The sequence below is a fragment of the Pseudoalteromonas sp. NFXS53 genome, assembly GCF_056629255.1.
Genome location: NZ_JBWVBR010000018.1, coordinates 20,229 through 42,645, shown reverse-complemented (window position 1 = coordinate 42,645; position 22,417 = coordinate 20,229). Strand labels below are relative to the sequence as shown.

27 protein-coding genes are annotated in these 22,417 nt (G+C 39.0%); 22 read left to right on the top strand and 5 right to left on the bottom strand.

Going from position 1 to position 22,417, the window contains the following annotated elements:
• The first annotated feature begins 3 nt into the window (after nucleotides 1-3).
• From AC1HJP_RS17155 to AC1HJP_RS17125, 7 genes are all read left to right on the top strand, one after another.
• On the top strand, nucleotides 4-699 hold the full coding sequence (locus tag AC1HJP_RS17155; RefSeq protein WP_475163766.1) for an ABC transporter ATP-binding protein: 696 nt from the start codon (nucleotides 4-6) through the stop codon (nucleotides 697-699).
• Nucleotides 699-1,913 carry an ABC transporter permease gene (locus tag AC1HJP_RS17150; RefSeq protein ID WP_480362816.1) on the top strand — a complete coding sequence of 405 codons (1,215 nt, stop codon included), beginning with the start codon at nucleotides 699-701 and terminating at the stop codon, nucleotides 1,911-1,913. The genes AC1HJP_RS17155 and AC1HJP_RS17150 overlap by 1 nt, the downstream gene beginning before the upstream one ends.
• Nucleotides 1,906-2,676 (top strand): outer membrane lipoprotein-sorting protein, encoded by a 771-nt coding sequence (locus tag AC1HJP_RS17145; protein WP_480362815.1) that lies wholly within the window; start codon nucleotides 1,906-1,908, stop codon nucleotides 2,674-2,676. The genes AC1HJP_RS17150 and AC1HJP_RS17145 overlap by 8 nt, the downstream gene beginning before the upstream one ends.
• A 12-nt stretch (nucleotides 2,677-2,688) precedes the next feature.
• Nucleotides 2,689-3,444, top strand: a complete 756-nt coding sequence (locus tag AC1HJP_RS17140; protein ID WP_480362814.1) for a 4'-phosphopantetheinyl transferase family protein — start codon at nucleotides 2,689-2,691, stop codon at nucleotides 3,442-3,444.
• A 26-nt stretch (nucleotides 3,445-3,470) separates the two neighbouring features.
• Complete coding sequence (locus tag AC1HJP_RS17135; RefSeq protein ID WP_157599100.1) at nucleotides 3,471-3,626, top strand: hypothetical protein; 156 nt, start codon at nucleotides 3,471-3,473, stop codon at nucleotides 3,624-3,626.
• 39 nt (nucleotides 3,627-3,665) lie between these two features.
• Complete coding sequence (locus AC1HJP_RS17130) at nucleotides 3,666-4,448, top strand: class II aldolase/adducin family protein (protein WP_480362813.1); 783 nt, start codon at nucleotides 3,666-3,668, stop codon at nucleotides 4,446-4,448.
• Between the two features lie 124 nt (nucleotides 4,449-4,572).
• Nucleotides 4,573-5,094 carry a DinB family protein gene (locus AC1HJP_RS17125; protein ID WP_480362812.1) on the top strand — a complete coding sequence of 174 codons (522 nt, stop codon included), beginning with the start codon at nucleotides 4,573-4,575 and terminating at the stop codon, nucleotides 5,092-5,094.
• A 236-nt stretch (nucleotides 5,095-5,330) separates the two neighbouring features.
• Here AC1HJP_RS17125 and AC1HJP_RS17120 read toward each other — a convergent pair whose 3' ends face one another.
• A complete protein-coding gene (locus tag AC1HJP_RS17120; RefSeq protein WP_480362811.1) occupies nucleotides 5,331-5,735 on the bottom strand; it encodes a DUF2306 domain-containing protein in 405 nt (134 codons plus the stop codon).
• An 806-nt stretch (nucleotides 5,736-6,541) separates the two neighbouring features.
• Here AC1HJP_RS17120 and AC1HJP_RS17115 point away from each other — a divergent pair.
• From AC1HJP_RS17115 to AC1HJP_RS17050, 14 genes are read left to right on the top strand one after another with little or no spacing between them, the layout of a single operon-like run.
• On the top strand, nucleotides 6,542-6,820 hold the full coding sequence (locus AC1HJP_RS17115) for a hypothetical protein (RefSeq protein ID WP_480362810.1): 279 nt from the start codon (nucleotides 6,542-6,544) through the stop codon (nucleotides 6,818-6,820).
• A gap of 19 nt (nucleotides 6,821-6,839) precedes the next feature.
• Complete coding sequence (locus AC1HJP_RS17110) at nucleotides 6,840-7,556, top strand: SDR family NAD(P)-dependent oxidoreductase (protein ID WP_480362809.1); 717 nt, start codon at nucleotides 6,840-6,842, stop codon at nucleotides 7,554-7,556.
• A gap of 52 nt (nucleotides 7,557-7,608) precedes the next feature.
• Nucleotides 7,609-7,974 (top strand): acyl carrier protein, encoded by a 366-nt coding sequence (locus tag AC1HJP_RS17105; RefSeq protein WP_421965474.1) that lies wholly within the window; start codon nucleotides 7,609-7,611, stop codon nucleotides 7,972-7,974.
• A gap of 12 nt (nucleotides 7,975-7,986) precedes the next feature.
• Nucleotides 7,987-9,084, top strand: a complete 1,098-nt coding sequence (locus AC1HJP_RS17100; protein ID WP_480362808.1) for a beta-ketoacyl synthase — start codon at nucleotides 7,987-7,989, stop codon at nucleotides 9,082-9,084.
• A 15-nt stretch (nucleotides 9,085-9,099) separates the two neighbouring features.
• Nucleotides 9,100-10,386, top strand: a complete 1,287-nt coding sequence (locus AC1HJP_RS17095; protein WP_421965473.1) for a beta-ketoacyl-[acyl-carrier-protein] synthase family protein — start codon at nucleotides 9,100-9,102, stop codon at nucleotides 10,384-10,386.
• 16 nt (nucleotides 10,387-10,402) lie between these two features.
• Nucleotides 10,403-11,818, top strand: coding sequence for an AMP-binding protein (locus AC1HJP_RS17090; protein WP_480362807.1), 1,416 nt, complete (start codon nucleotides 10,403-10,405; stop codon nucleotides 11,816-11,818).
• Between the two features lie 33 nt (nucleotides 11,819-11,851).
• Nucleotides 11,852-13,090, top strand: a complete 1,239-nt coding sequence (locus AC1HJP_RS17085) for an AMP-binding protein (RefSeq protein ID WP_480362806.1) — start codon at nucleotides 11,852-11,854, stop codon at nucleotides 13,088-13,090.
• Nucleotides 13,091-13,092: 2 nt separating this feature from the next.
• The gene (locus AC1HJP_RS17080) at nucleotides 13,093-13,464 is read left to right on the top strand and encodes a hypothetical protein (protein WP_421965471.1); all 372 of its coding nucleotides are present in this window, start codon (nucleotides 13,093-13,095) and stop codon (nucleotides 13,462-13,464) included.
• A gap of 9 nt (nucleotides 13,465-13,473) precedes the next feature.
• On the top strand, nucleotides 13,474-13,857 hold the full coding sequence (locus AC1HJP_RS17075) for an ApeI family dehydratase (RefSeq protein WP_480362805.1): 384 nt from the start codon (nucleotides 13,474-13,476) through the stop codon (nucleotides 13,855-13,857).
• Entirely contained in the window at nucleotides 13,847-14,437 is a 591-nt protein-coding gene (locus AC1HJP_RS17070; RefSeq protein ID WP_058031450.1) for a hypothetical protein, read from the top strand. Before AC1HJP_RS17075 ends, AC1HJP_RS17070 begins: the two co-directional genes overlap by 11 nt.
• Before the next feature lie 13 nt (nucleotides 14,438-14,450).
• Nucleotides 14,451-15,683, top strand: coding sequence for an ATP-grasp domain-containing protein (locus tag AC1HJP_RS17065; RefSeq protein WP_480362804.1), 1,233 nt, complete (start codon nucleotides 14,451-14,453; stop codon nucleotides 15,681-15,683).
• Between the two features lie 35 nt (nucleotides 15,684-15,718).
• Complete coding sequence (locus AC1HJP_RS17060; protein WP_421965468.1) at nucleotides 15,719-16,063, top strand: pentapeptide repeat-containing protein; 345 nt, start codon at nucleotides 15,719-15,721, stop codon at nucleotides 16,061-16,063.
• Between the two features lie 12 nt (nucleotides 16,064-16,075).
• A complete protein-coding gene (locus AC1HJP_RS17055) occupies nucleotides 16,076-16,993 on the top strand; it encodes a ketopantoate reductase family protein (RefSeq protein WP_480362803.1) in 918 nt (305 codons plus the stop codon).
• A 6-nt stretch (nucleotides 16,994-16,999) separates the two neighbouring features.
• Nucleotides 17,000-17,278 (top strand): 2TM domain-containing protein, encoded by a 279-nt coding sequence (locus AC1HJP_RS17050; protein WP_058031446.1) that lies wholly within the window; start codon nucleotides 17,000-17,002, stop codon nucleotides 17,276-17,278.
• 6 nt (nucleotides 17,279-17,284) lie between these two features.
• Here AC1HJP_RS17050 and AC1HJP_RS17045 read toward each other — a convergent pair whose 3' ends face one another.
• From AC1HJP_RS17045 to AC1HJP_RS17030, 4 genes are all read right to left on the bottom strand, one after another.
• On the bottom strand, nucleotides 17,285-19,360 hold the full coding sequence (locus AC1HJP_RS17045; protein WP_480362802.1) for a winged helix-turn-helix domain-containing protein: 2,076 nt from the start codon (nucleotides 19,358-19,360) through the stop codon (nucleotides 17,285-17,287).
• A gap of 614 nt (nucleotides 19,361-19,974) precedes the next feature.
• Nucleotides 19,975-20,193, bottom strand: coding sequence for a hypothetical protein (locus tag AC1HJP_RS17040; RefSeq protein WP_421965464.1), 219 nt, complete (start codon nucleotides 20,191-20,193; stop codon nucleotides 19,975-19,977).
• Nucleotides 20,194-20,221: 28 nt separating this feature from the next.
• Nucleotides 20,222-20,443: a hypothetical protein gene (locus AC1HJP_RS17035; RefSeq protein ID WP_421965463.1), complete on the bottom strand. Its 222-nt coding sequence runs from the start codon at nucleotides 20,441-20,443 to the stop codon at nucleotides 20,222-20,224.
• 379 nt (nucleotides 20,444-20,822) lie between these two features.
• A complete protein-coding gene (locus AC1HJP_RS17030) occupies nucleotides 20,823-21,011 on the bottom strand; it encodes a hypothetical protein (RefSeq protein ID WP_480362801.1) in 189 nt (62 codons plus the stop codon).
• 192 nt (nucleotides 21,012-21,203) lie between these two features.
• Here AC1HJP_RS17030 and AC1HJP_RS17025 point away from each other — a divergent pair, with 192 nt between their 5' ends.
• Nucleotides 21,204-22,415 (top strand): lanthionine synthetase C family protein, encoded by a 1,212-nt coding sequence (locus AC1HJP_RS17025; protein WP_480362800.1) that lies wholly within the window; start codon nucleotides 21,204-21,206, stop codon nucleotides 22,413-22,415.
• Nucleotides 22,416-22,417: the final 2 nt, after the last annotated feature.

The following is a 22,417-nucleotide window of genomic DNA, read 5'->3' as shown; positions in this document are numbered from 1 at the left end:
GTCATGCTTAAATTCTCTAATATTGTTAAATCTTATCGTACTGGAGAGGTTGTTGTAGATGCGCTTAAAGGTGTTTCTGCAGACATAGAAAAAGGTGAGACAGTTGCACTATGTGGTCCATCAGGGAGTGGGAAGTCAACACTACTCAATATATGTGGGTTACTTGATGACGACTATACCGGTGATATTTGGCTTGCAGGTAAAGCTGTGCCTAAAGATAAAAAAGCAATGACGCAAATCCGCCGAGAAAAGTTGGGGTTCATCTTTCAAAGATACAACTTAATTCCTGTGATGTCGGTGTACGAAAATATTGAATATCCACTTCTTATGTTGAATATGAGCAAAAGAGAAAGGATGAATAAGGTTGTTGATATTATTAGTAAAGTAGGCTTGAAAGATCATATTTCAAAGCGTCCAGATCAGCTATCAGGCGGCCAACAGCAGCGTGTGGCAATTGCTCGTGCCTTAGTTAAAAGACCTGAAATTGTCATTGCGGATGAACCCACCGCAAATCTTGATACACCCACTGCAAATATGGTGATTGATTTGATGCGTGATCTAGGCAATGACCTGGGCAGCACATTTATTGTTGCAACGCACGATCATCGAATGACAGAGCGTTGTCATCGAGTTTTGAATCTTGCTGACGGCAACTTATCCACATTCAACCCATACGAAACTCAAAGGAGGGCGGGATAATGCGTTGGATTTCATTTGCATTCTTTAATGTATGGCGCAACGGGCGACGCTCATTGTTTACGATATTAGTGGCTGCGGTTGCCGTTGCGGCGATTTTGACAACAAGTGGATTTGCTTTATTTACATATCAATCGCTTGCAGAAAAGGCGGCGAGAGATGAAGGTAACTTTATCATTACACACCAAAAGTTCCTTAAAGAAGAGGAAGACACGCCTCTGCAGTATGGTTTAGATGATACAGAAACACTTATAGAGCAACTATCATCAGATGAAGATATTAAAAGTGTTCTTCCGAGAATAAATTTTAATGGTTTGGTATCTAATGGAGAAAAGAGCTCTATCTTCATTGGTCTGGGCGTTGAGCCAGAAGAGTTTATGGTGAAAGGGCCTTTCCTAACTATGTTAGAAGGCAAAGCGCTTTCAAGCTTCGGTAATGAAGAAGAAGCTGAAGTGGTATTAGGTAAAGAGCTTGCTCGTAACTTGAAAGTGCAGGTGGGTGATTACATTACACTTATGTCTACAACCACAGACGGGGCATTGAACGCTTTTGATTTTACTGTTCGCGGTATTTATACCACAGGTGTGCCTGACTTAGATAAACGCCAGCTATACGTCAAATTGTCTGATGCTCAATCACTTCTCTATACCGAGAAAGTAAGCTCTTTATCTGTTTATTTATTCGATATAAACAAGACCCAGCAAAAGGTGTCAGATTATCAAAAGCGTGATCAGTCTCTGCAATTTACACCTTGGTGGGAGCGTGCATTTTACTACCAATCAGTAAAAGATTTGTATAACAGAATCTTCGGCTTACTTGGTGGGATCATGGTGCTATTAGTCTTTTTCTCAATTTCTAACACCATGGCAATGACTGTCACAGAGAGAACAAGAGAGATCGGCACGGTATCCGCGATGGGATCTTACCAATGGGAAATCATTCGTAATTTTGTGCTTGAATCTAGCATCATAGGTTTCATAGGTGCAAGTTTAGGGATCATCGCATCAGCATTTATTGCTTGGGGTTTGGTGTACGTAGGGCTAGAAATGCCACCGCCTCCAGGCAGCAATAAAGGTTATCCGTTGACGATAACGTTCTCATGGGAAATCGCAGGTATCGTTTTATTCACCATGGTGTTGGTATGTGTGTTAGCTGCTTTTAAAGCGGCACATAAAGGAAGTTCTAAATCAATTACGGAGGCGTTAAGCCATGTTTAAATTTATTAGCAAAATATCTTTTTGCGTAATTTCTATGATCTCCTTATCAACGATGGCACAGACCGTTTATCAAGAAGATAGTGAGGCGTTTGACCCCCAACTTTCATTAATTAGCGTTGATGCTTTTCGCAGTGAATCTGATTCAGTCAAGATTTCAGCAACCGTTCGCGCTTATGACAATGACTCATTAAAGAATGAGAAACAATACGACGTCTACTCATCTACCAATAAGAATTCGCTGGTTGTATTTAAATCAGCCTCTGAGCAAGGCCAGAAAGTATTAATGAAAGAGAGCGATTTTTGGATGTTTATGCCAAGAAGCCGCAGACCAATTCGCATTACCCCTTTGCAAAAGCTATTAGGCGAGGCTTCTTTGGGAGATATTGCAACTTTGAGTTGGAGTAAGGATTATCAGGTGAGTTCGTTTTCGTCTGATAAGAGTGAAATTGTCTTTAATTTGTCGGCTAATTCCAGCAAAGCCAGTTATCAAAAGATTCAATTAACGGTTGATAAAAGTGATTTATTTCCTTTAAAAGCCGAATTATATCTTCGCTCTGGTAAGCATGCGAAAACGGCCACGTTTGATCGAGGGCAAAGAAATGGTAAGTCAAAGGTTGTTGCTATGTCTCTACAAGATCAGATGCAACCAGGAAAAAGAACTGTGATTGCTTACGATGAAATTAAGCCAATCAAAGTGCCATCCAAGTTATTTAATCCACAAATTTTAATTCGCAGCGACTTAGATAAGCTCTTAACGCAATAAGAGGTTGTAATTTTGGAACTACATTTAACAAACAATCAAATAGACGTATGGCAGACCTCGCTAAGTTTGTTTGAACAAAATAATGCACTAAGCGAACTGGAAACGCTGCTTACTGCATCAGATAAGCAGCAAATTAGCATGCTTAAAAGGGCCCCAGAGCGGAAAGTTAAAACGGTATCAAGGGCTTTTCTCAGGGCTGTTTTAGCCAAGTATACAGGCTTACTGCCAACCGAAATTGAATTCCGACAAGGCTTGCATGGCAAGCCTGAGATTGCCAATGCAGGGTATCAGTTAGAGTTTAACTTATCACACAGTGACAATGTTCTTGCTTGTGTCATTTGTAAAGACAAGCCAGTCGGCATTGATATTGAAAGGATCCGTTTTAAGCGCAACCTCAAAGCATTGGTTAAATCTCTGTTCTCGGAAAGTGAATACGATGAATTCGAGGCATTATCAGAGCTTAAACAAGAGCAATACTTTTATGATCGATGGACATTGAAAGAGTCACTCATAAAAGCAACGGGAAAAGGACTAACCACAAAGCTAAGTAATGTCTCTTTTTCACAAAACGACTCTGTTTCTAGTTTCTGTATTGATGGCTTGAAACTAACAAGGGTATCGGGTCACTTCTTTAGTTGGCTTTGGCCTATATCTAAGCAGCACAGATTGGCTGTTACTTTATTAGATGACAAAAACGTAAAAAATACCGCGATTAAGTTTCGCAGTTTCCACTATTTACCAAATGTGCCTGAAGCCCAGGCTGCATAAAAAATCAACCAACAGGAAAAAAGATAATGAAAACTAAACTGAATAAAAAAGTACTTAAGAATCTGAATGTAAAAGATTTTAATATAGACAAATTAACCGCAAAAGTTGCTGGTGGTTCACTGGACTTACCATCTCCGACAGATACGGGTTGCGGTAGTTTTGTGCTATGCAAGAAAAAGTAACGTGAGAATACATTTAAGGAGCTTTTAAGGAAAAGAGTCATGACTAATCAACTTGTAATGAACGCTCAAAACCAAGGCTATCCGACCCGGTTAAGCACATCCATTGAAGGGATCAGGCAAGATAGAAAAAATAAACTTGCCGCTGCATTTAGATTATTTGGTCAGTATGGTTTTGATGAAGGTGTAGCTGGCCACATTACAGCTAGAGATCCAAAGTACCAAGACCACTTTTGGGTTAACCCATTAGGTAAAAGCTTTTCAAACATCACAGTTTCAGATTTACTTTTGGTAAATCACACAGGTGATGTGGTTGAGGGGGAAGGGTTGCTAAATGGTGCTGCCTTTACTATCCACTCGCATATTCATATGCATAGAAAAGATGTTGTTGCTGCAGCACATGCGCACTCTACTTATGGCAAAGCATTTTCTACCTTGAATAAAGAGCTGCTGCCGATTACCCAGGATTCATGTGCTTTCTATAATGATTGTGTGAACTTCAAACAGTTTGGCGGCGTTGTACTGGATAAATCGGAAGGCGAATTAATTGTTGAAGCCTTACAGCGAAAAAAGGCCATGATATTACAAAATCATGGCTTGTTGACAGTTGGCAGAAGTATTGAGTCTGCTTGCTGGTGGTATATTTCTTTGGAAAGAGCATGCCAGGTTCAACTACTTGCTGAAACAGCTGGCAAACCGCAATTAATAGAGGATTCGGTCGCAAAAGAGACTCAGAAATTAATTGGTCGAGAGCGTACAGGTTGGTTCAACTTCATGTCACTCTACGAGTCTATCTCGAAACAACAGCCAGATTTATTCCATTAAGAAAGATAAAACTGGCTGTATTGCCACACTTTATAGCCAGTTTTTGATTCATTTAGATATTTTAAGGATTGAGATGCCAGAACATAAAGCCTTTCAGAATAATGTCTTTAGAATTAAATTTCATATGCATAATGAATTTTTTCTTCGTACATTGAGTGCTTTCAATGATGAAGACTCAAGCTTTAGGCCGCAGCAAAATATGCTTTCTGTAAAAGATCAGGTTATGCATACGGTCGGAGCAATAGAGCTATTTGTTAGTGCTTATTTAGCAACGTTAGAGTCTACCTCAAAAATCACTCATACTTCATTTAGGCCAGGACAAGTATGGTTAGGTTCCAGTACCGCTGTGACGGATATGAGGTGGACTCAAAATGCCGACAAGAAGCAGTTTGATGAAGAAGTTAACATGGAAGAAATTAAGGCGGTTTTCTCTAAGACAATGGCATATGCAAGTGATGCTTTTGCTATTCCATCGGAAGTCGAGTTACAACAGCCGATCGGTGAAAACTCATTAGTGCCAGACTTCTTTTGTGCAGAAGACATTATAGAAATCATGTTAGATCATACAGCTCACCATAGAGGTGCTTTAGCCCAGTATGCTCGATTGTTAGGACACTCTCCTAAAATTCCTTATTTCGACATGTAGAAAACTTTTATTACGTGTCGTCATCTTGTTTAAATACGATTCATTAGGTGATAAACATAAAAATGAGTATCACCTAAATTTATCCTTACTTATCAGTTTTTTACCTTCTTTTCTTGTTGCTATGCGTGGTTTAGTAGACAGGTTTGTTTAGACAGTTTGATCAAAAGAGCTGGTTTTACAAAAGCGTACATCACAAAGAACGTGTTTAAGCATAGCAACAGGTGGTAATACTTAATCTAGGCTCCCATGAAAACCCTATACATGATCCTGCCAGGGTAAAAAGTAAAAAAGCCAGCGACGACGAGAGATAGAAAATAGGTATTTCTTGACCATGTTTTATGTTGAGGTATTTGCTTTTTCCTAGCATGAGAAATCATTAAGTACATAGAAATTAAAGTCCAAATACTTAGCAAGTGAATTGGGCTAAAGCCAAACAAAAAGTCAAATTGCAAGGTTTTAATAAAGAAACTAGAGCAGCAGACAATTACCATAGATGTTACCCACAAATACCCAAATGCTCTGTGCGCGCGTGTACCTTTTTGTCTAGTGAGTTGAACAGCCCCAAAAATGAGTGCAGCTATGGCAAAAAAAGAGTGAAGGGGTATGGGGTGAGAGGCATTCAATAAGATACTAATATTCATTAACTATTCCTTAGAGTTTATTTTTATCTATTTATAGTATCGAGTTACTGTGTTCTTTTAAAGGTACAAATGGCGTGGGTATTGAGCGCCATTGATTTACTCTAAGCCCTTACTTTAGAGAGTAAAACACCTAATAGAACGCTTTTACTTTACTATGCCTTTTTAGATATTTAACCAGGGAAGTTTTAGCCGAAAATAAAAGGCGGATTAAAATAATAATAAAAAGATTCCTTGCATATGCTTACAGATACAGCGTGCATTTAACCAAATCTTAGATCTGGCCAGTACAGGTTCGCTTTACATCTCGATCAAATAAAGTGTATTTGGCTTAAAAGACACTTTTATTCCACAACTTTTCTTCGTCAACTCTCGAATAAACCAAGCAATTCAATTCGAAATGAGTTTTTTGCGCTTCTGCTCCCCCGTTATCTCTCAAAGGTAGGATGAATTTCAAGAAAATGAATAGAAAAACACTTGATTTCAAGCTTAAGAAGTCAAATCACATATGCAAATTTTGCTTCTTAGGTCTCTGAGTGACTGAAAATACTGACTCAGCTTTTTTTGATTCACTGTTAAATCGATATCGCACCTCTTTCCAATTATAAAAAGCTTTTAAATTTCTGAGTTGAAAAACCCATACCCATGATTTTAATGCTTATTTTTTTTGGAAGTTTTATAGAACCTTTCCCAAAAGACTTTTTTCGTCAGATTGACAAAATGGCACTCATCAACAGCGAGGGAGCACTAAGCACCCTCACTACACAAAATAAAAAAACGTACATATTTGTATTAAAGGAGTGCACAACATGGTTTCTAAAAAATTTACATCAGCTTTAAAGGGTTTAATTGCCGCTAGCCTAATTACAGCATCATTTACCTCTCTAGCAGAGAATGAAGTGAGTCATGACAGTAAAGTTAGCGCGCCAATCGAATTAGAAATCATGAAGTGGTTAAGCCTAGATGGATTGATTGACGGTGAAAAGGAAGAGCAGCAGCCAATGAAATGCAACCCTTATCCACGATGCAAAATCAATCCAACAGATGGCACTTCAAGTGTCTCTGACAGTATCAAAAAAGCTAACTAAAAAATAAAGGTTAAAAGTGATGAAGGCATTAATTATTGGCGGAACATCAGAAATTGGTAAAGCCATAGTCAATAAACTAGTCGATGGTGGCTATGATGTGATGTTTACCTATAACAGCAACGAAAATAAAGCAGAAGAAGTTGCTAGATATAAGCCAACAAACATTCAATTTGCGAAGCTAAATCTAGCAAATACACAAGAAGTTGTAGCATTTACAAAAATGCTCAAATCAGATTTTTCACCAGATGTTTTAGTGAATGTCGCTGGTATTACAAATGACGCGCTTTCATTCGGTGAAATTTCAGAGAATTTGGAAAAGGTGCATACCGTAAACTTCTTGTCACCTTCGATTATTTCAGCAAAAGCAGCAGAGTTGATGATGGCTAACCGTAAAGGTCACATTATAAATATCAGCTCTGTTGCTGCAAAGAGCCCTAAAACAGGTAATGGCGCATATGGCAGTGCGAAAATCGCGCTTGAGCGCTTCACCGCATCACTGAGTCTTGAAGTAGCCCGATTCAAGGTTCGAACAATCAATATAGCACCTGCATTTGTAAACACGCCTATGTTTACTCAGTTTGCAAACGGAAAAGAAAAAGAAGTTATTCGCACTCTACCTTTGAGAGAAATTCTAGAGGTCGAGGATGTTGCAAATGCAGCTATGGCATTTGTCACCGGCAATATCAAATCTACAGGTATTACGTTGTCATTAACCAACGGCGCACCTGTGCTTTAACCAAAACTAATTTTAGATACAACAACTAACACAATAAATAAAGGTAAACAAAATGAACCAAACAGAAATCGCAACAATCGCAGCAAATATTTTATATCTAGATGATGTAAGTGAAATTGAATTTGATCGCTCTCTATTCGGCGACTACTCAATGTCTTCACTAGATTACGTTGACTTTGCTTTCGAACTGAAAGGTGAGTCTGGTAAAGAATTCGATCCAGATGAGCTTTGGCCAATCAACACTATGATGGATAACCCTGATTTTTATGAAAATGGCCAATGGACTGACGCAGGTCGTGAAGCATTAAAGAAAGTATTCAATGGTTTTACAGATTTAAACGAAGAAAACCCAAGCCCAGAGTCACTATACAACTTATTTAGTGTGGACTTTATCCAACACCGAATCGGCACACTATAAAGAGGTCTCGTTATGTCTGCAGTTTATGTAAGAGCAGCAGGTATTCAAACTGAGTATTTCGATGAGCTAGCAGCCTTGGATGCGGTGTTAAACCGCGGACAGGCTCGAGCTGAAAGCGCAGAAAAGAATATCTATAAGCCTCTGAATCGGAAATTAACTAAATCAGAGGTTGCAGCAATTGCCAGAGAAGATCGCTCTATTTTAAATGATCTATCAACCATGATTTTAAACTCTATTGGAGATTTGTTAGCTAATAGTCCTGATGGAGAAGTAAAAGATTCTGAAAACACGCCGCTTTATGCAGGCACTGATGGTGTTTCTGAATATAACTTTTCGGGACTGCATAAAGTCATTGAAAAGCACGGTGGTGTAGAAGGTGCACTAAAGAATTTAGGTGAGCTTAGTAAAATGAGTAACCCTATCAATATGATGCGATACCTATCTACTAACCCTTTATATCATGCTTCAAAGCGTTTAACTCTGCGAGGTGGTGGCTATCCAATTCGTGGCATGTCCCTATCAGGCATGCAGGCTTTAGAAGATGCGTTTACTGATATTAAGCATGGTCGGGAGTCACAAGGGGTTGTTGTGGGTGCAGGTAGTATGCGCAACTTTGACACTTTACTGGTATTCGACAAGTTGGGTCTTTTAAGCAAAGACGAAAAAGAAAGTGAAATAGACCCGTCGTTTGGTGCCGGCACACTTCACCTGAGTAAAGAAAAACATGATGCGCTTGCAGAAGTGCTAGCAGTGGAAAGTCGTTATAGTCCATCGCCATTTCCGTCTGCAAGAGATTGGTATGACTTACTTGAATCAGTGAAATCTAAAGGTCTTGATATTGATTTAATAGTTTCATATTGCAACGGCGTAAAAACAAATAATGAAAACGAGTTAGCCGCAATAAGAGATGTATACCCAAACATTGAACAGAAAAACTATAAATCATCGTTTGGTTACACCAGCAAGGCAAACAATATTTTAGACCTTACAGCTGCATTAGTAGATGAAAGTGTGCCAGTTGGCTCGACGATTCTAATCAATGGTGCAGGGTTTAGTGTTGGTATTGGCTTTATTGTCATTAAAAAATTAAAAAACATAAAAATATCATAGCCATAGGTGAATAAAATGAATCAGCAGGATAGTGTTTGCATTAGCGCGTATGGTGCAATGACCCCACTGGGTCAAACATTAGATGAAATTAGTCATAATTTACAAAATGGGATCACAGGGATCCGTGAAGTAAAGAAATTTGATACTTCGACATTCAAAACAAAGTGGGCAGGTTTACCTGAGTACGGCAATGAAAATATTCGTTGGCCGAAAAGACCAGGCCAACCAAACAGACCTGGCGAGCTAATTTACGCAGAAAAAGCAGTTAAACAGTTAGTTGCACAGTTCAACCCCTTAGAAAAATACAGCCCAGACCGAATTGGCTGTGTCATCGGCATTGATGAACCAGGTGTTGATCCAGAAAGAACAACACAATTCACGGCAAAGATTGGTGCTGATAAATGCAAGAAGCGTGATGAGTTTATCCCTGAAGGAACGGAGTTTTACCGCATTTCAGAGATGATGGACTTAGATGTTACATCTGCATTAAAGGTCATACACAAGCATATTCCTTTTAGTGGTTACACGCGCTGTCATGTTGGCTTATGTTCGGCTTCTTTACAGGCTCTTGGCATGGCAAGACAAGCAATCTTAGATGGAAAAGCGGATGCGATGATCGTCGGTGGTGTATCAGCAAAGGTGACACCATTTAATCTAGCCCAGCTTGAAGCTGTGGGTGCAGTAAGTACAGATCCACTTTTAGAAGGGCCTGCACGCTGTCGTCCATTTGATATTCGTCGCTCTGGCTTTATGCCGGCTGAAGGCTCAATTCTTTTCATTCTTGAAAAAGAAAGCGCCATTGAAGCTCGAGAAGGACAAAAATATTGTCGCTTGAAAGGTTATGGTGCAAGTCTAGCTGCTCAACATGTGGTTGCGCCTCATACTGAAGGTAGAGAGATGCAATTATGCATGGAAAGAGCCATTGAGGAGGCCGCATTACCGTTAGCGTCTTATAGCTTTGTAAATGCGCATGGGACATCTACGAAATTGAACGATTACCATGAAACTCAGGTTCTAGAAGGCATTTTCGGTGAAGATAATGTACCACCGGTTACGTCGACGAAATCACTTCATGGACATTTAATTGCGTCTGCAGGCGCGATGGAAGTATTGGGTGTCATGGCCTCTTTTCGTGATGGTTTCATTCCAGCAGTAGCGAATCTTGAACAGCAAGACCCAGCCATTAAGGTTCCGGTTGTAAAAGAAACTCAATATAAGCCTATTACTAACGTACTTAAAAACTCTTTTGGTATGGGTGGTTTAGCTGCATCAATGGTGCTGCAGAACCCGTCTGTAGCTTAGTTGTAAGGAGCCTAGAATGCGTTTCATCGATTTCTTAGGAGCAAAGCAAACTTGGGTTGCGAAATACGGGAAAAATTCTATCAATGCAGAGTTTGTTTCTAATTTATTGAGCACAGTGAATGCAGGTCCTCTTGGCGAGCTAGATAAACAGAAATTACATGTGTTTTGTGTTTATAGTCCTTTGCAAGCACTGTTGTCCTATTTCATTGGCTCATATCTAGGCCTGACTTGCGCTGTGGTTTCACCGCGAAGTCTTAATAAATTACTTGATGGATATGATGTATCTAAATTAGGGGTCATCGTTACACCTATTGGTAGAAAAACACCCGTCCTTCCGCAACAGGTAAAGTCGCTCGAATTAAACTATTCACCGACTTTAGTCGCGACAACAGAGTCGCTTCAGCCGAGTGATAGTAAAGCGCAATTCGTTTTTTGTACTTCAGGATCTACGGGCAAAGCAAAGCGTGTGGTGCATTGCGAAACGCGGCTAGTGAACAATGCAAAAGTCGTTTCTAGTTATTTAGGTTTAACGCAAACAGATAGTTCTTACTGCGTGTTTCCGATGCAGTATATGTATGGCCTATCGACAACGTTATGTGCATTACATAGCGGCAGTGAAATCTCATATGGAGAGTTTGTAAGTCCTTCATTAGTTGCAAGTTATGCCATGAAGAATCATGTCACTGTGTTACCTATCTTAGGTGAATGGAGTTATGAACTGAGTCAAGTATGGCTATCAGGTTTTGAGCCTAACAGACTGATTCTACTGAACGCATCAGATAGGTTATTGCAGTCACAGGCGCAAGAAGTAATGCCATGGGCCACAGCGTTTTGGAACAACCTAGGGCAAACTGAATCTGGTCCAAGGATCTTCGCTTTAGAGCTGAAGCAGTTCACAGATTTAAATGAAGTATGCCACAACAACACGGTATCAGTGGGCTACCCAGTTGATGAATCAATTAAGGTTAAGTTGGTTAATAAAAGTGTAGATACAGGTGTCGGTAACCTTTATTACAAAACGCCTTTTAAGATGGTTGGGTACCTACTTGATTGTGGAGATGTTCAAAGTGTTGAAGCATTTTCAGACAGTGGAGATTTGTTCAAACAAGACGAACAAGGGCGCTGGCACTGGGTTACTCGCAGTAGTCACACCATCAAAGTAAATGGTGAGCTAGTGCCATTGACGTCGCTCACTAACAAAATTCTGAACTTTGAAGCGGTATCAGGTGTGGGTTATGTCACTAATAAAAAGGGTGAGCTTTGTACATTTGTTGAATCTTCAGATGTGAACGAAGCATTGCACACTGAGCTGACTTCATTGATGACGCATACACTGCGCGGTAAGCGCTCCAGAGTCTCATTAGTGCCGAAGTTACCAAGAACAGAAAACGGCAAATTAGATTTATCAGAATTACGCCAAAGAAGCCTATAAAAATTTAACAATATAAATCAACAGGATAAGAAGATGAATAATGAAAGAGATACACTTTCATTGCGCCATAGTGCGTTTGATAGGAAAAGAATTCAGGCAATTGTGAACAAGTTTTGGGCACTAAGTTTTCCATCTGAAAAAGCGCCTAAGATTAGTGACTATGAGTCTTTTGCAAACCTAGTTCCAGAAATGGGCAAGGAGCAATACATTGCGTTGTCCGAGAAGGTGTTTGCAAATCATAAAGACGTGCCATTAATCATTGGTGGTTCAAGTGGTACTTCAGGGCAAAGCAAGTTAGTTATTGAAAAAACGAATACACCGGGCTCAAAACCAAGCGAAGATGACATTCAATTGATCACTGAACTAAGAATGGCTGGTGTATTGGGTCCTGGAGACATAGCTGCAAACCTGTTTATGGTAGGTATGTATTCTATTTTGCATCATGGTTTTAATCGAATTATTGAAGCATGTTATGCCTCAGTATTGCCTTTAGGCATGCTAAATCCAGAGCAAACGGATACGCAGTTAGTATTTATGAAGAAGCATAAGGTCAATGTATTAACGGGCACGCCAGGTACGCTAATTCAAGTTGCACATGCTGTTCAAGCAAGCGGTGTAGACCTAAAAATAGAGCGGATCTTATACACAGGAGAGCGCCTTGGTGAAGCAAAGGCGAAGGTGCTTAGAGCGGTGTTCCCTGGCGTACGCATTATTGGCTTCTATGGTTTGTCAGAATGTGGATTTATGGCAATAGAGGAGCAGGGTGAAAAGTATAAAGTTAGGCAAAACGCTTATTTCCTAGAAATCAATGATGCAGGTCGATTACTCGTTACTTGTTTAAACGACGAATTACCAATGCCATTTTTACGTTTTGATACCGGAGATGCCGTATCGCTGACAGCACGCGGTGATCAAGTGATTATGGCTGGTATTGATAGATCTGATACAAGTTTCAACTTCGTCGGAAACTTAGTGGATGTTCGCGAGTTACGCCAAATTGCAGCAGCAGCCATTGGTGAATCAGACATTATTATCGAAGCACTTCTCGATACTAATCAGCAAGGACAAGACTTACTGACGATTCGAGTGCTGAGCCACATGTTGTCTAAAGAAGATGAAGTGGTGATCGCTGATGCTTTGCTTAGCTATGAAGAAGTTAAGGAGGCTTTAGACAAAAATACAGGAATTGTGACTGTCGAGTTCGATACTCCACAGAGTGCGACTTTAACTGGCCGTAATAAGCATCGCCAGATTCTAGATAAGCGAGCTTAGATATGGATAGTCAATTTTTAAACATTTGCCAGTTAGGCACTGTTGAAGAAGGCAAGGGTTCAGGACTCTTAAAGCTCAACAATTATCAAGGCGGCATGTCAGTTAAGCCATTATTCCTGGCACTGGAAGGCATTCATCAAGTCGCTGTGAGAGCGGGCAAAAAAGTAATTGAAGGTGCAAGTAGCCGTGATGTTCGAGTGCTACCTGTCAATATTAACCAATTTACTGAGCTCGCAGATGTTGAGCTAAAAGAATATGAATTTGCTTGTGAAGCGGCTGCTTTTGGACCGTCTGCTCGAGTGACTATCTCAGTAAATGATGCAGTGTCTGCTGAGCAAGTAATAAACGCTCAAATAACAGTGGCAAGAGTCTAAGGAATGGCAATGAAATATCTCCAACAAGCTAATTCAATTTTTAAAAATATTGATGCGCACCAAGATGATCAAGTGAGTTTTGTTCTTGATAGTGAGCACTTTTTATTTGATGAGCACTTTCCAGGGTTTCCAGTCGTACCTGCATCTTTAATTATGGAATTTATTAACCTCTGTGTCGCTGAGCGATATACGCAAGAGGGAGTTAAGTTCTCAATTTCAAATGCCAAGTTTTTGAACCCTATGGTACCGGGCAACACTTACACATGTAAGTTTAAAGTCAGGTCAAATGAGGCCTTGTTCTTTTCTATTTCGGATGATGCAGGAAAAGATTACAACAAAGGCATAGTTTCTTTCATGAGTGAGAGTGAGAGTGAGGTTGAGCATGCTGCGTAAAATACTTCTTGGTGTAGGGCCATGGATCCTATTCAGTTTAGTTTTGAGGTTTGGTACTGCTGATTTGATCACAGCGTCTTGGATTGCATTTTTCGTACTACATACCTATTTCGGTAGAAATTACTTAAAGGCTGGCAATCCATTGTCATGGGTATCATCCATACTATTTTTGTCATTGTTTATTAACAGTATTGTCGGTTGGTCATATTGGGCTATGCAATATGGTGCGCAAATTTGTTATGGCGTCTTTGCATTTACGGCAATTACATCGGTGTTAGTAAATAAGCCATTCACTATCACACATTCAAAATTAGTGACGCCACAAGAGTTTTGGGGTCATCCAATATTCTTAAAAACGAACAAAGTGGTTTCAGCTTTTTGGGCATCATGTTTTGCAATAAATGGCCTAGTCATGATGTTTGAAATGTACTTCCCATGGGCAACCTTAATCACAACTTATTTTGTGCTGACTGCAGCAATAGTATTCAGTGACAAGTACCCACTGTATGTAAGAGAAAAAGCTTTAAAAATGCGTGAACAAGCTCAAAAAGAAGCAGAACTAAAAGCGCAAACAGCATAAAAAGGAAATGAGCATGAGTAAAAAATTATTAATTTTGGCGCGTGGCGAATACGAAAGTTTTTTGAAGTTAGATGGTTCTAGCATTTTCGAAAACTTGCCTTGCGAAGGCGTTATTTTAGCAGATAGAGGCAATGCGAAGATTTTTGCAAAGCTGACAGACAAATTTACGGTAGAAGTGGTTCGTTGGTCAGATGAAGCTAAAGTGCTTGAAACTGCCCAAATGCTACATCAAGCGCATCAGTTTGAAGCGATAGCAACATTAGATGAATCAAACGTCGGGCTGGCTGCAAATTTAAGAGAACTACTTAATATCGAAGGTTTGCAAAGTGCTCAAGGTCAGCTCTTCAGAGATAAAGTAGCGATGAAGCAGTGTCTTCAGGGTTCTCCTGTAAAGTACCCGCAGTTTGCATGTTGTAGTGAAGAGTCGCTTGTTAAAGAGATGCTCCAGGAATTCAATAAGCTGGTAATCAAGCCAAAAGATGGTTTTGGCAGTAAAGAAGTTGAGTTTGTATCAAGTCAGCAAGAATTAGCAACATGGTTAGAAAAAAACCAAACCAATTTAAGCCAATTTGAAGCTGAAGAGTTTATTGAAGGACAGCTTTACCATGTAAACGCACTCATTATTGACGGCGAAACCAAATTAACCGCTCCGGCAGCTTATCTACCGGGAATGAGTAATATTGATTTCTCTGCAGGTACGCCATTTATCAGTGTGATTGAAGAAGATGAATCATTAAAAAGTAAACTTGTCGCGTTTTCTGATGAGGTAAATAAAGCATTCAATATTAAGAATGGTGTGACTCATTTAGAGTGTTTTGTATCTCCAAATGGTGAGCTAACTTTCTGTGAAGTAGGTCTAAGGCCTGGCGGCGGCGGTATTGTCTGGATGATCGAATCACAATATGGCGTCAATTATAGTGAAGCTGTATTAGCGATTGAAGCTGGCTGCTCAGAGATTTTGCCGGCTATCAACCATGAAAAGCGTGATATATCTGGATTAATTGGCATTCGTTCAAATATGTCAGGCTTTGTGCAATCTTGCTTGCCATTAGAGTCAGTCACAGATGGGTGTATCAAGTTAAAACAAGCATTTATTCAACCTGGGTCATTTAAAGCGGCTTCAGCACATTGTACGGATTTCTTAAGCTTATTTGTTTTTGATTCAACTAATACTGAGTCATTCCATAGCAAGTGGCGTGAACTTCAAGATAAATATCAAGAAAAATTAATATTAACAACAGTTTAAATTTTAAATATCAACAGAGAATATAAGGAAAAATTATGAACACAATTAAACTACACAACTGCGAGCACATTTTTGACCTACTAAATGTAGACATGACGGAAAGTACATTTGAAGAAGTTGATGCGACCGGTTCTTCACTTAACCAGGTTAACTTAACAGAGTCAAAGCTAGAAAAAGTGAAGTTAGAAAATGCCGAGTTAGACAGTGTGTCATTTACAAATGCAAATATGATCTCAATTAACCTGCAAAATGCGACGTTGACTAGAAGCAACCTACACAATCTTAAAATTTCTAGTTGTAACTATGAGGGAATGACCATCGAAGGCATAGAAGTCTTCAAGTTGTTACAAGCTTATCAAATGCAGCAATCTGCAGCATAACAAGGGCTGGCAATGAATGTTCTCATCGTAGGTTGTGGTGGGATTGGTGGTTACTTTGGTGCTCGGCTTATTGAAGCTGGCACCAAGGTGACTTTTCTAACCCGAGAAAAAACACAACAGCGCCTTCAGAGTGAAGGTTTAAAGTTGTTTAGTGCAAGAGGCGACGTATTTGTCTCAGTTGACGCCATTACAAAAGCATCACTTAAACAACCCTATGATTTGATTTTGTTGACTTGTAAAACTTATGACTTAGCACAGTGTTTAAAAGACTGCGAGGCAGCAGTAAATGATAAAACTTACATACTGCCAATGTTAAATGGTTTTGGTCATTATCAACAAATTCAAGATGCTTACCCCAAAGCTCGGCTATTGCATGGGTACTGCAATGTCAGTGCTGCTCGTGAATCAAATGGGCATATTCGACATTATAATTCGATCCATGAAATGACGATTGGGATACCTTCAGCTTACAGTGAAGATGAGCGAGTTAATGCGCTTATTGAGCAGTTAAAATTGGCTAATTTTAACTTAAGAGTGAGTAAGGCTATTCAGCAAGAGTTATGGGAGAAGTTTGTATTCATTAATGCATTGGCTGGTGTGACGACTTTGCTTAGGGGCACAGTTGGAGATGTTGTGGAAACACAGTATGGGGCACAAACAGCAAGTGCAATAATTGATGAATGCCAAACAGTTGCAAAGGCACATGGTTATGAAATAAGGCCCAGATCAAACAAGATAACGAGAGATGCATGTAAGCAGAAAAACTCTCCGCTTTCGGCATCAATGCTGAAAGATATTCAAAACAATCATGAAATTGAACTTAATTTAATTTCAGAACTATGCAATTTCGCTGAGCAGAAAAGTATTAAGCTGCCACTGATGAACGCAGTACATAGCCAGTTAGAAGTTTATCAAAACCAATTAAGGTAAAAGTTTATGAAAACAGATATTGAATCATATCAAGATGCAATGACACATGTTGCGCGTATAAAGTCATTCTACAAATTTGTGTTAAAAGGGCTAATGCTCAGCGTTATGCTGATCCTGCTTAACGCTGTGACAAACAGTGATTATATGTGGAGCCTTTGGGTTTTAGCAGGATGGGCTGTAATTGCTGCCGTTAAGTGGGTAAGCACATTTGGATTCGCCTCCTTATTTGACAAGCGATGGGAGGAAAAGCAAATAGCAAAGAGCTTATCTCAAACGGGTAAATAAAAAAGGCTAATCAGATTCAACTAATGAAACAATACCTGTACTACCGAGTGCATATTGATCGAATATGCACTCATTCTCACCACAACTAATACGCTTTGGTGTGTCGGTTAATTGCATATTCTTAACCAATTTATAGCCTTCTAGTCTATTCCAAATCTTCAAATTCTGTTTATCTAAGAGAAATATATACTCTTGTGTGACAGTCCATCTATCAGTAAAAAAGCTATTGAAGTCAGCTATTAATAACCGCTTCTCTCTCGTGTTTGGGTTGTATTCCCACAGACCTGGTTCTCTAAACTCGGTTAGATAGATCATGTCATCAAAAAAGTGACCAGTGTAACCAGATACACCTAGTAGCTCTTTGTCTTGGGTTTTTAAATTATATGACTCTAAGTACCAGCTCTCACCGACTTCTTTACTGTAAAGAATTTTTCCATTCTGTTTAGAGTAAGAATAATTCTCTATATTGGGAATGTCGCTCTTCAGAACAGAAATATCTCCTGTTGTTTTGTCGATCTGAAGTAACTTGCTTGGTGTAGTCGTTAAAAGCATGTCACCAGCATCCCTTAGCGTGGTCACGTCTTTTAAATCATCACTATCAATAACAAGTTGACTAGAAGAGCCTTGGCTTTTCCATATCCCCATTTTATGAGAGCGGTTACTTAAAAAATAATAGCTTTGATCGTCTAAAATATGAGTGGGAGTGTGCTCTAAATAGTCACTTTGCTCTTTTGTAGCAACCTCTAGAGTCGCTAACTGTATCTTTGTTAAGTATGAGCTGAATAATGAGCCAGCGCTTAAATATATTGTTCCATTAACTGAGTTAGGCATATAGAGTGGAGAGTCAGCTTCATGGATATTTTCTATGTCATCATCAACGTTTGAGTAAGAAAGCAACTTATTCGAATGAGTGAAAATAATCATCTCATCGTTGTGCCAACTGACTTTATCAATGACGTGAGGAAACTCGAATAGTTTAAGTGTTTCTCCAGATGTTAAATCTAATGTCCAAACACTCGAACGCTCCCAAAAAATATCGCGAATAAAAGCAACTTTTTGGCCATCAGGAGAGAGTGTGGGCGCATAATCACCTCGACCTGTGGTTGGTGGTGAAGTGAGGTTACGCTCAAGACCCGTCGTTAAATCGTGTTTAGATATTGTGTAAGGGTCTGAGATACTTTTGCCTTTTGCATAGAATATTGCGTCTGCTGAATGAGAAAACTCAAGAGAAAACAGAAAGCTATTATCATCGCATGTCGTGATTAGCTTTTTTTCTTGAAGTTGAATTTTACTATCTGAAACTCTGGTTATATAAAGGCAAGCGCTGTCTTCTTTCTGTTCGATAAAAGCAAGTTGATTACCATCTACAGAAAGCGCAAAGGAAGAAATAACAAGGCCTGGCTCCAGTTTTATGACCTGCTTTTCACCCGTTGTTATATTTTTTGAAATTAAATAAGAATTATCTTTTTGCTCGTTGGTATAAATAAGGGTTTGTCTATCTTTAGAGACTTCAAAGTCATACTCAATGCCTTTCTCATAGGTTAAAGCTGAAAGAGAAAGTTCTTTGGATAATAAAAAGGAGTAAACATCAGTAATAAAAAAGGCAGAAACTAGCAAGCAGCCTAGAATTGGAAGAGTTGTATTTTTAAAACTAAAAATTGTACTCAAAGGCTTTTTCGACTTAGTTGTTGTTAAAGCTTTAGTTTGTACATTAGAGTCATTTTCGCTTTGGGATTTTTGAGGGTGAGGAATGCTATTTAGAAGAACTTCTACTTCTTCATAGTTATTAAAGCGATAACCTTTTTTGGGAATAGTTACAATGTATTTTAAAGAAGGATCACCACAATTAATTTGTTTTCTCAGCTCAGATATAACAGAAGCTATGGTATTTGTATCACGGAACTGAGTTCCCCAAACTTTCAATAACATAGTATCGTAATCAACGGCTTCACCTTTAGCCTCTAAAAGCGCTAATAGGCAGGCATTATGTCTTGCCGCTAATTGAATAGACTTACCATCTGAATAAATAAGTTCATTATTAGCGGAATAAAACGTCCAATGTGGTGTTTTATAAGTTTGCATAACTTCTCTAATATACAATAGTTTAGAATTGATAATGCGGTTGTTCAGAGGGTGGGAGGCTATAAAGCTAGAGTCAATTTCCCAATACGCTGAACTTAGGCAATAAAATTTGAAAATTAAGTGAGCCTAAATGTTAAGCTTTTAATTTTGCTCTTTAATTACAAAGTAAAAACTAAGCTTGTATCGAGAAAGTACTTTATTGTTGTTTAATCTCATCTTCATATCCTTGTGTTAAACAAATGCCTAAACTAAGGCTGTTATAGTTAATTAAATCATTTTAATTTGTTTAATATCGATTCTATATCCTTGAATTAAACAAATACCTAAACTAAGGCCAAGGGTAGGTTAAGTTAATTTATTTCGCTTTTCAAGCTAGGGTAGGGCCTTGATTTGTTACATTTATTGTATTGTTCCTAGCAAACTTTCGGGCTTCATGCATTACGAACGCCTTAGATTTGTGGTTAACACCTTGTTGATAAAATGAAAATTAAAAGCCGGCGGTTTTGCAAGCTAGCATGATGTGTGGTTGCTTTTTATTTTTTTGATGGGTTTACAAATACCTAATTGAAAAACGCCTCAAAAGAGGCGTTTATGCGTATTAATCTAAACTTAGATTAATAAATCTCACCACATGTGTAACCACGACCACATGTATTAGCTACACAATGTGTTACACCATCAGCACTTGGGCCATCAATTGGTTGGCAGCGGTAAGTAACATAACTACTGTTAATTTGCGTACCACCCGCAACCTGTGGAGTCATTTCTGCAGGAATATTGCTGCTATCTGCAGATAACGTCTTCATTTTCTTTTTGTTTAGTTTAAGTTTCATTGTTAGTTTCCTTCTAAATTAATTGTGATTAGTAAACATCTTGGCAAGTGTGACCCATGCCGCATGTGTGTGCTTGGCATAGTGATACTGCACCACCTGAGATAGTACGTGGTGGAGGACAATCGCGATAAGTTACGTAGCTGCTATTGATCTGCGTACCACCCGCAATTTGTGGAGTCATATCTGCAGGGATATTACTGCTATCTGCAGACAGGGTTTTCATCTTCTTTTTGTTTAACTTTAATTTCATAATCTAATCCTTGTTTAAAAATTAGCGCCTAAAAAAGGTGCAAATTCAAATTAATTCATCTTTATAATGTTTTCAAGTTATTAAATTGAATTTAACAAATTCACCTTTCGGCTGGTTTGAACTAGGCATTTTTATTGTTATTTTGCTTGTTGCGTAAATCGTAATTAATAGAGTGTTTAAATAAATACTAATTATGAAAAAACTAACAAGTATATGAGTTGTAACTAGGTAGAGGTGTACTTTTGTTTTATGGAATTAAAAAGTCGTTATGAAAATTCCGAAGGTGAGTAAAGGGCGATATTTAAAGGAAAACATGGCCCTTGTTCGCTTTTTATAAATTTAACTGATTAAAAGTTAGTTTAAATTTGAAAGCGCTTTATTAGAATACGTGCGGACACGTATAGCCCATACCACATGTATAACGAGGTATTAGTGTAAGGCGACCACAATCAATATCAGTCAATTGATAATCAAAACCACCAGCGATCTCTGGTGTCATTGCTGCAGGAATGCTTTTCTTATCTGAAGATAGAGATTTAATTTTCTTTTTGTTTAATTTAAGTTTCATCTTATTTTCCTTATAAAAATTAGCACTTTTTATAAGTGCAAAATTAAAATAGTTCATACAAGTTAAATTAGCAAGTTGTTTAACTTTTATTAACAATCTTAAAGTTGTTGAGGTTTTGGTGACGCTTCAGTAAGGTATCGGTCAGTTGTTGCAGGAATAATAATTAAATGGTGTCTTCACCTAAGGATAGATATGCCAACACAAGCGATTGCGTCAGTAGAGCAAGCAGCTCAGGTGCGCGAAATAATTAAAAGCTTGGCCGAAAAAGTGAGTCAAGATCTTCATAATGTAGAAACCAATGGTTTGTTAAGTGGTTTAGCTGGCCATTTATTATTTTTATATAATGCCTACCGCATCGACCCAAGTTTTGTTGATGAAACGCTATTCTCAGAAAAACTAGAAAAGCTCCAAGAAGAGCTAGAACAACAAGGGTTTGAACTCAGCAATGGTCTTGCTGGTCAAGCTTGGGTATTAGAGTATTTAAACCAAGCTGACATGGAAGATTACGATCCAGAGTTGCTCAGCGATATGGATCAAATCTTCTATGACGCACTGAACTTTCAACCATGGCCGGGTGAGATAGAGTCGGTACTTGGCCTAGCGGGTTATGCCCCTTATACCGCAAGGCGCTCCAAGCAATCAGATCAAGCCGCGTTATACGGTGTAATAGTCGATAACTTTGCCAGTGTGGCACAGCAAGTAGATGACAAACTAATAAGTTGGTCTCAACCTGAGTATTCAGTCTATCGCTTTGAAAAAGAAGACCGTAAGAAGCCTGAATTCAATTTAGGGTTAGCCCATGGTGTGCCAGGGATCATCGCTGCGCTTATTCCTGCGTTAAATATAGATGCCATTAAAGATAAGACCGCTCAGTTAGTCACGCAGTCTTGTGACTGGTTGCTTACCCAGCAAAACCCAAATCATGAAGAAGAACACTGCTATGGTTCATGTTCTGGCGGTGAGCACAAATCGAGACTCGGTTGGTGTTATGGCGATCTGACAATCGCATTAACCCTTGCTCGTGCAGGTCATGCACTAGATAGACCGAGTTATGTCGATGAAGCACGCCGAATGGCGTTAAAAGCGGCAAAGCGTGATGCCGAAAGTGGTTTTATAAACGATGCTGGCTTATGTCATGGTTTCGTTGGTCTTGTCAGTATTTATCAACTTTTAAATCAACTTATGCCCCACCCAGAGCTTGAACAAGCTGCAAAATATTGGCTCAACTACAGCCTTGAGCAATACCAAGAAAAAGGCCTTGAAGCGTTTTACGCCTACAATGGTGAAACCATGGAGCACTATGAGAATTTTGGTTTCTTAATGGGCTATGCAGGGGTTGGCGTTGGCTTTATCTCAGTTTTAAACGATGACTTAGATTGGGCTGAATGCTTATTGATGGCATAAGG

Excerpts from the sequence above, each read along its gene's own strand:
- AC1HJP_RS17155 (WP_475163766.1), top strand. The coding sequence starts at position 4 with ATGCTTAAATTCTCTAATATTGTTAAATCTTATCGTACTGGAGAGGTT.
- AC1HJP_RS17150 (WP_480362816.1), top strand. The coding sequence starts at position 699 with ATGCGTTGGATTTCATTTGCATTCTTTAATGTATGGCGCAACGGGCGA.
- AC1HJP_RS17145 (WP_480362815.1), top strand. The coding sequence starts at position 1,906 with ATGTTTAAATTTATTAGCAAAATATCTTTTTGCGTAATTTCTATGATC.
- AC1HJP_RS17135 (WP_157599100.1), top strand. The coding sequence starts at position 3,471 with ATGAAAACTAAACTGAATAAAAAAGTACTTAAGAATCTGAATGTAAAA.
- AC1HJP_RS17130 (WP_480362813.1), top strand. The coding sequence starts at position 3,666 with ATGACTAATCAACTTGTAATGAACGCTCAAAACCAAGGCTATCCGACC.
- AC1HJP_RS17125 (WP_480362812.1), top strand. The coding sequence starts at position 4,573 with ATGCATAATGAATTTTTTCTTCGTACATTGAGTGCTTTCAATGATGAA.
- AC1HJP_RS17120 (WP_480362811.1), bottom strand. The coding sequence starts at position 5,735 with ATGAATATTAGTATCTTATTGAATGCCTCTCACCCCATACCCCTTCAC.
- AC1HJP_RS17115 (WP_480362810.1), top strand. The coding sequence starts at position 6,542 with ATGGTTTCTAAAAAATTTACATCAGCTTTAAAGGGTTTAATTGCCGCT.
- AC1HJP_RS17110 (WP_480362809.1), top strand. The coding sequence starts at position 6,840 with ATGAAGGCATTAATTATTGGCGGAACATCAGAAATTGGTAAAGCCATA.
- AC1HJP_RS17105 (WP_421965474.1), top strand. The coding sequence starts at position 7,609 with ATGAACCAAACAGAAATCGCAACAATCGCAGCAAATATTTTATATCTA.
- AC1HJP_RS17100 (WP_480362808.1), top strand. The coding sequence starts at position 7,987 with ATGTCTGCAGTTTATGTAAGAGCAGCAGGTATTCAAACTGAGTATTTC.
- AC1HJP_RS17095 (WP_421965473.1), top strand. The coding sequence starts at position 9,100 with ATGAATCAGCAGGATAGTGTTTGCATTAGCGCGTATGGTGCAATGACC.
- AC1HJP_RS17090 (WP_480362807.1), top strand. The coding sequence starts at position 10,403 with ATGCGTTTCATCGATTTCTTAGGAGCAAAGCAAACTTGGGTTGCGAAA.
- AC1HJP_RS17085 (WP_480362806.1), top strand. The coding sequence starts at position 11,852 with ATGAATAATGAAAGAGATACACTTTCATTGCGCCATAGTGCGTTTGAT.
- AC1HJP_RS17080 (WP_421965471.1), top strand. The coding sequence starts at position 13,093 with ATGGATAGTCAATTTTTAAACATTTGCCAGTTAGGCACTGTTGAAGAA.
- AC1HJP_RS17075 (WP_480362805.1), top strand. The coding sequence starts at position 13,474 with ATGAAATATCTCCAACAAGCTAATTCAATTTTTAAAAATATTGATGCG.
- AC1HJP_RS17070 (WP_058031450.1), top strand. The coding sequence starts at position 13,847 with ATGCTGCGTAAAATACTTCTTGGTGTAGGGCCATGGATCCTATTCAGT.
- AC1HJP_RS17065 (WP_480362804.1), top strand. The coding sequence starts at position 14,451 with ATGAGTAAAAAATTATTAATTTTGGCGCGTGGCGAATACGAAAGTTTT.
- AC1HJP_RS17060 (WP_421965468.1), top strand. The coding sequence starts at position 15,719 with ATGAACACAATTAAACTACACAACTGCGAGCACATTTTTGACCTACTA.
- AC1HJP_RS17055 (WP_480362803.1), top strand. The coding sequence starts at position 16,076 with ATGAATGTTCTCATCGTAGGTTGTGGTGGGATTGGTGGTTACTTTGGT.
- AC1HJP_RS17050 (WP_058031446.1), top strand. The coding sequence starts at position 17,000 with ATGAAAACAGATATTGAATCATATCAAGATGCAATGACACATGTTGCG.
- AC1HJP_RS17045 (WP_480362802.1), bottom strand. The coding sequence starts at position 19,360 with ATGCAAACTTATAAAACACCACATTGGACGTTTTATTCCGCTAATAAT.
- AC1HJP_RS17040 (WP_421965464.1), bottom strand. The coding sequence starts at position 20,193 with ATGAAACTTAAACTAAACAAAAAGAAAATGAAGACGTTATCTGCAGAT.
- AC1HJP_RS17035 (WP_421965463.1), bottom strand. The coding sequence starts at position 20,443 with ATGAAATTAAAGTTAAACAAAAAGAAGATGAAAACCCTGTCTGCAGAT.
- AC1HJP_RS17030 (WP_480362801.1), bottom strand. The coding sequence starts at position 21,011 with ATGAAACTTAAATTAAACAAAAAGAAAATTAAATCTCTATCTTCAGAT.
- AC1HJP_RS17025 (WP_480362800.1), top strand. The coding sequence starts at position 21,204 with ATGCCAACACAAGCGATTGCGTCAGTAGAGCAAGCAGCTCAGGTGCGC.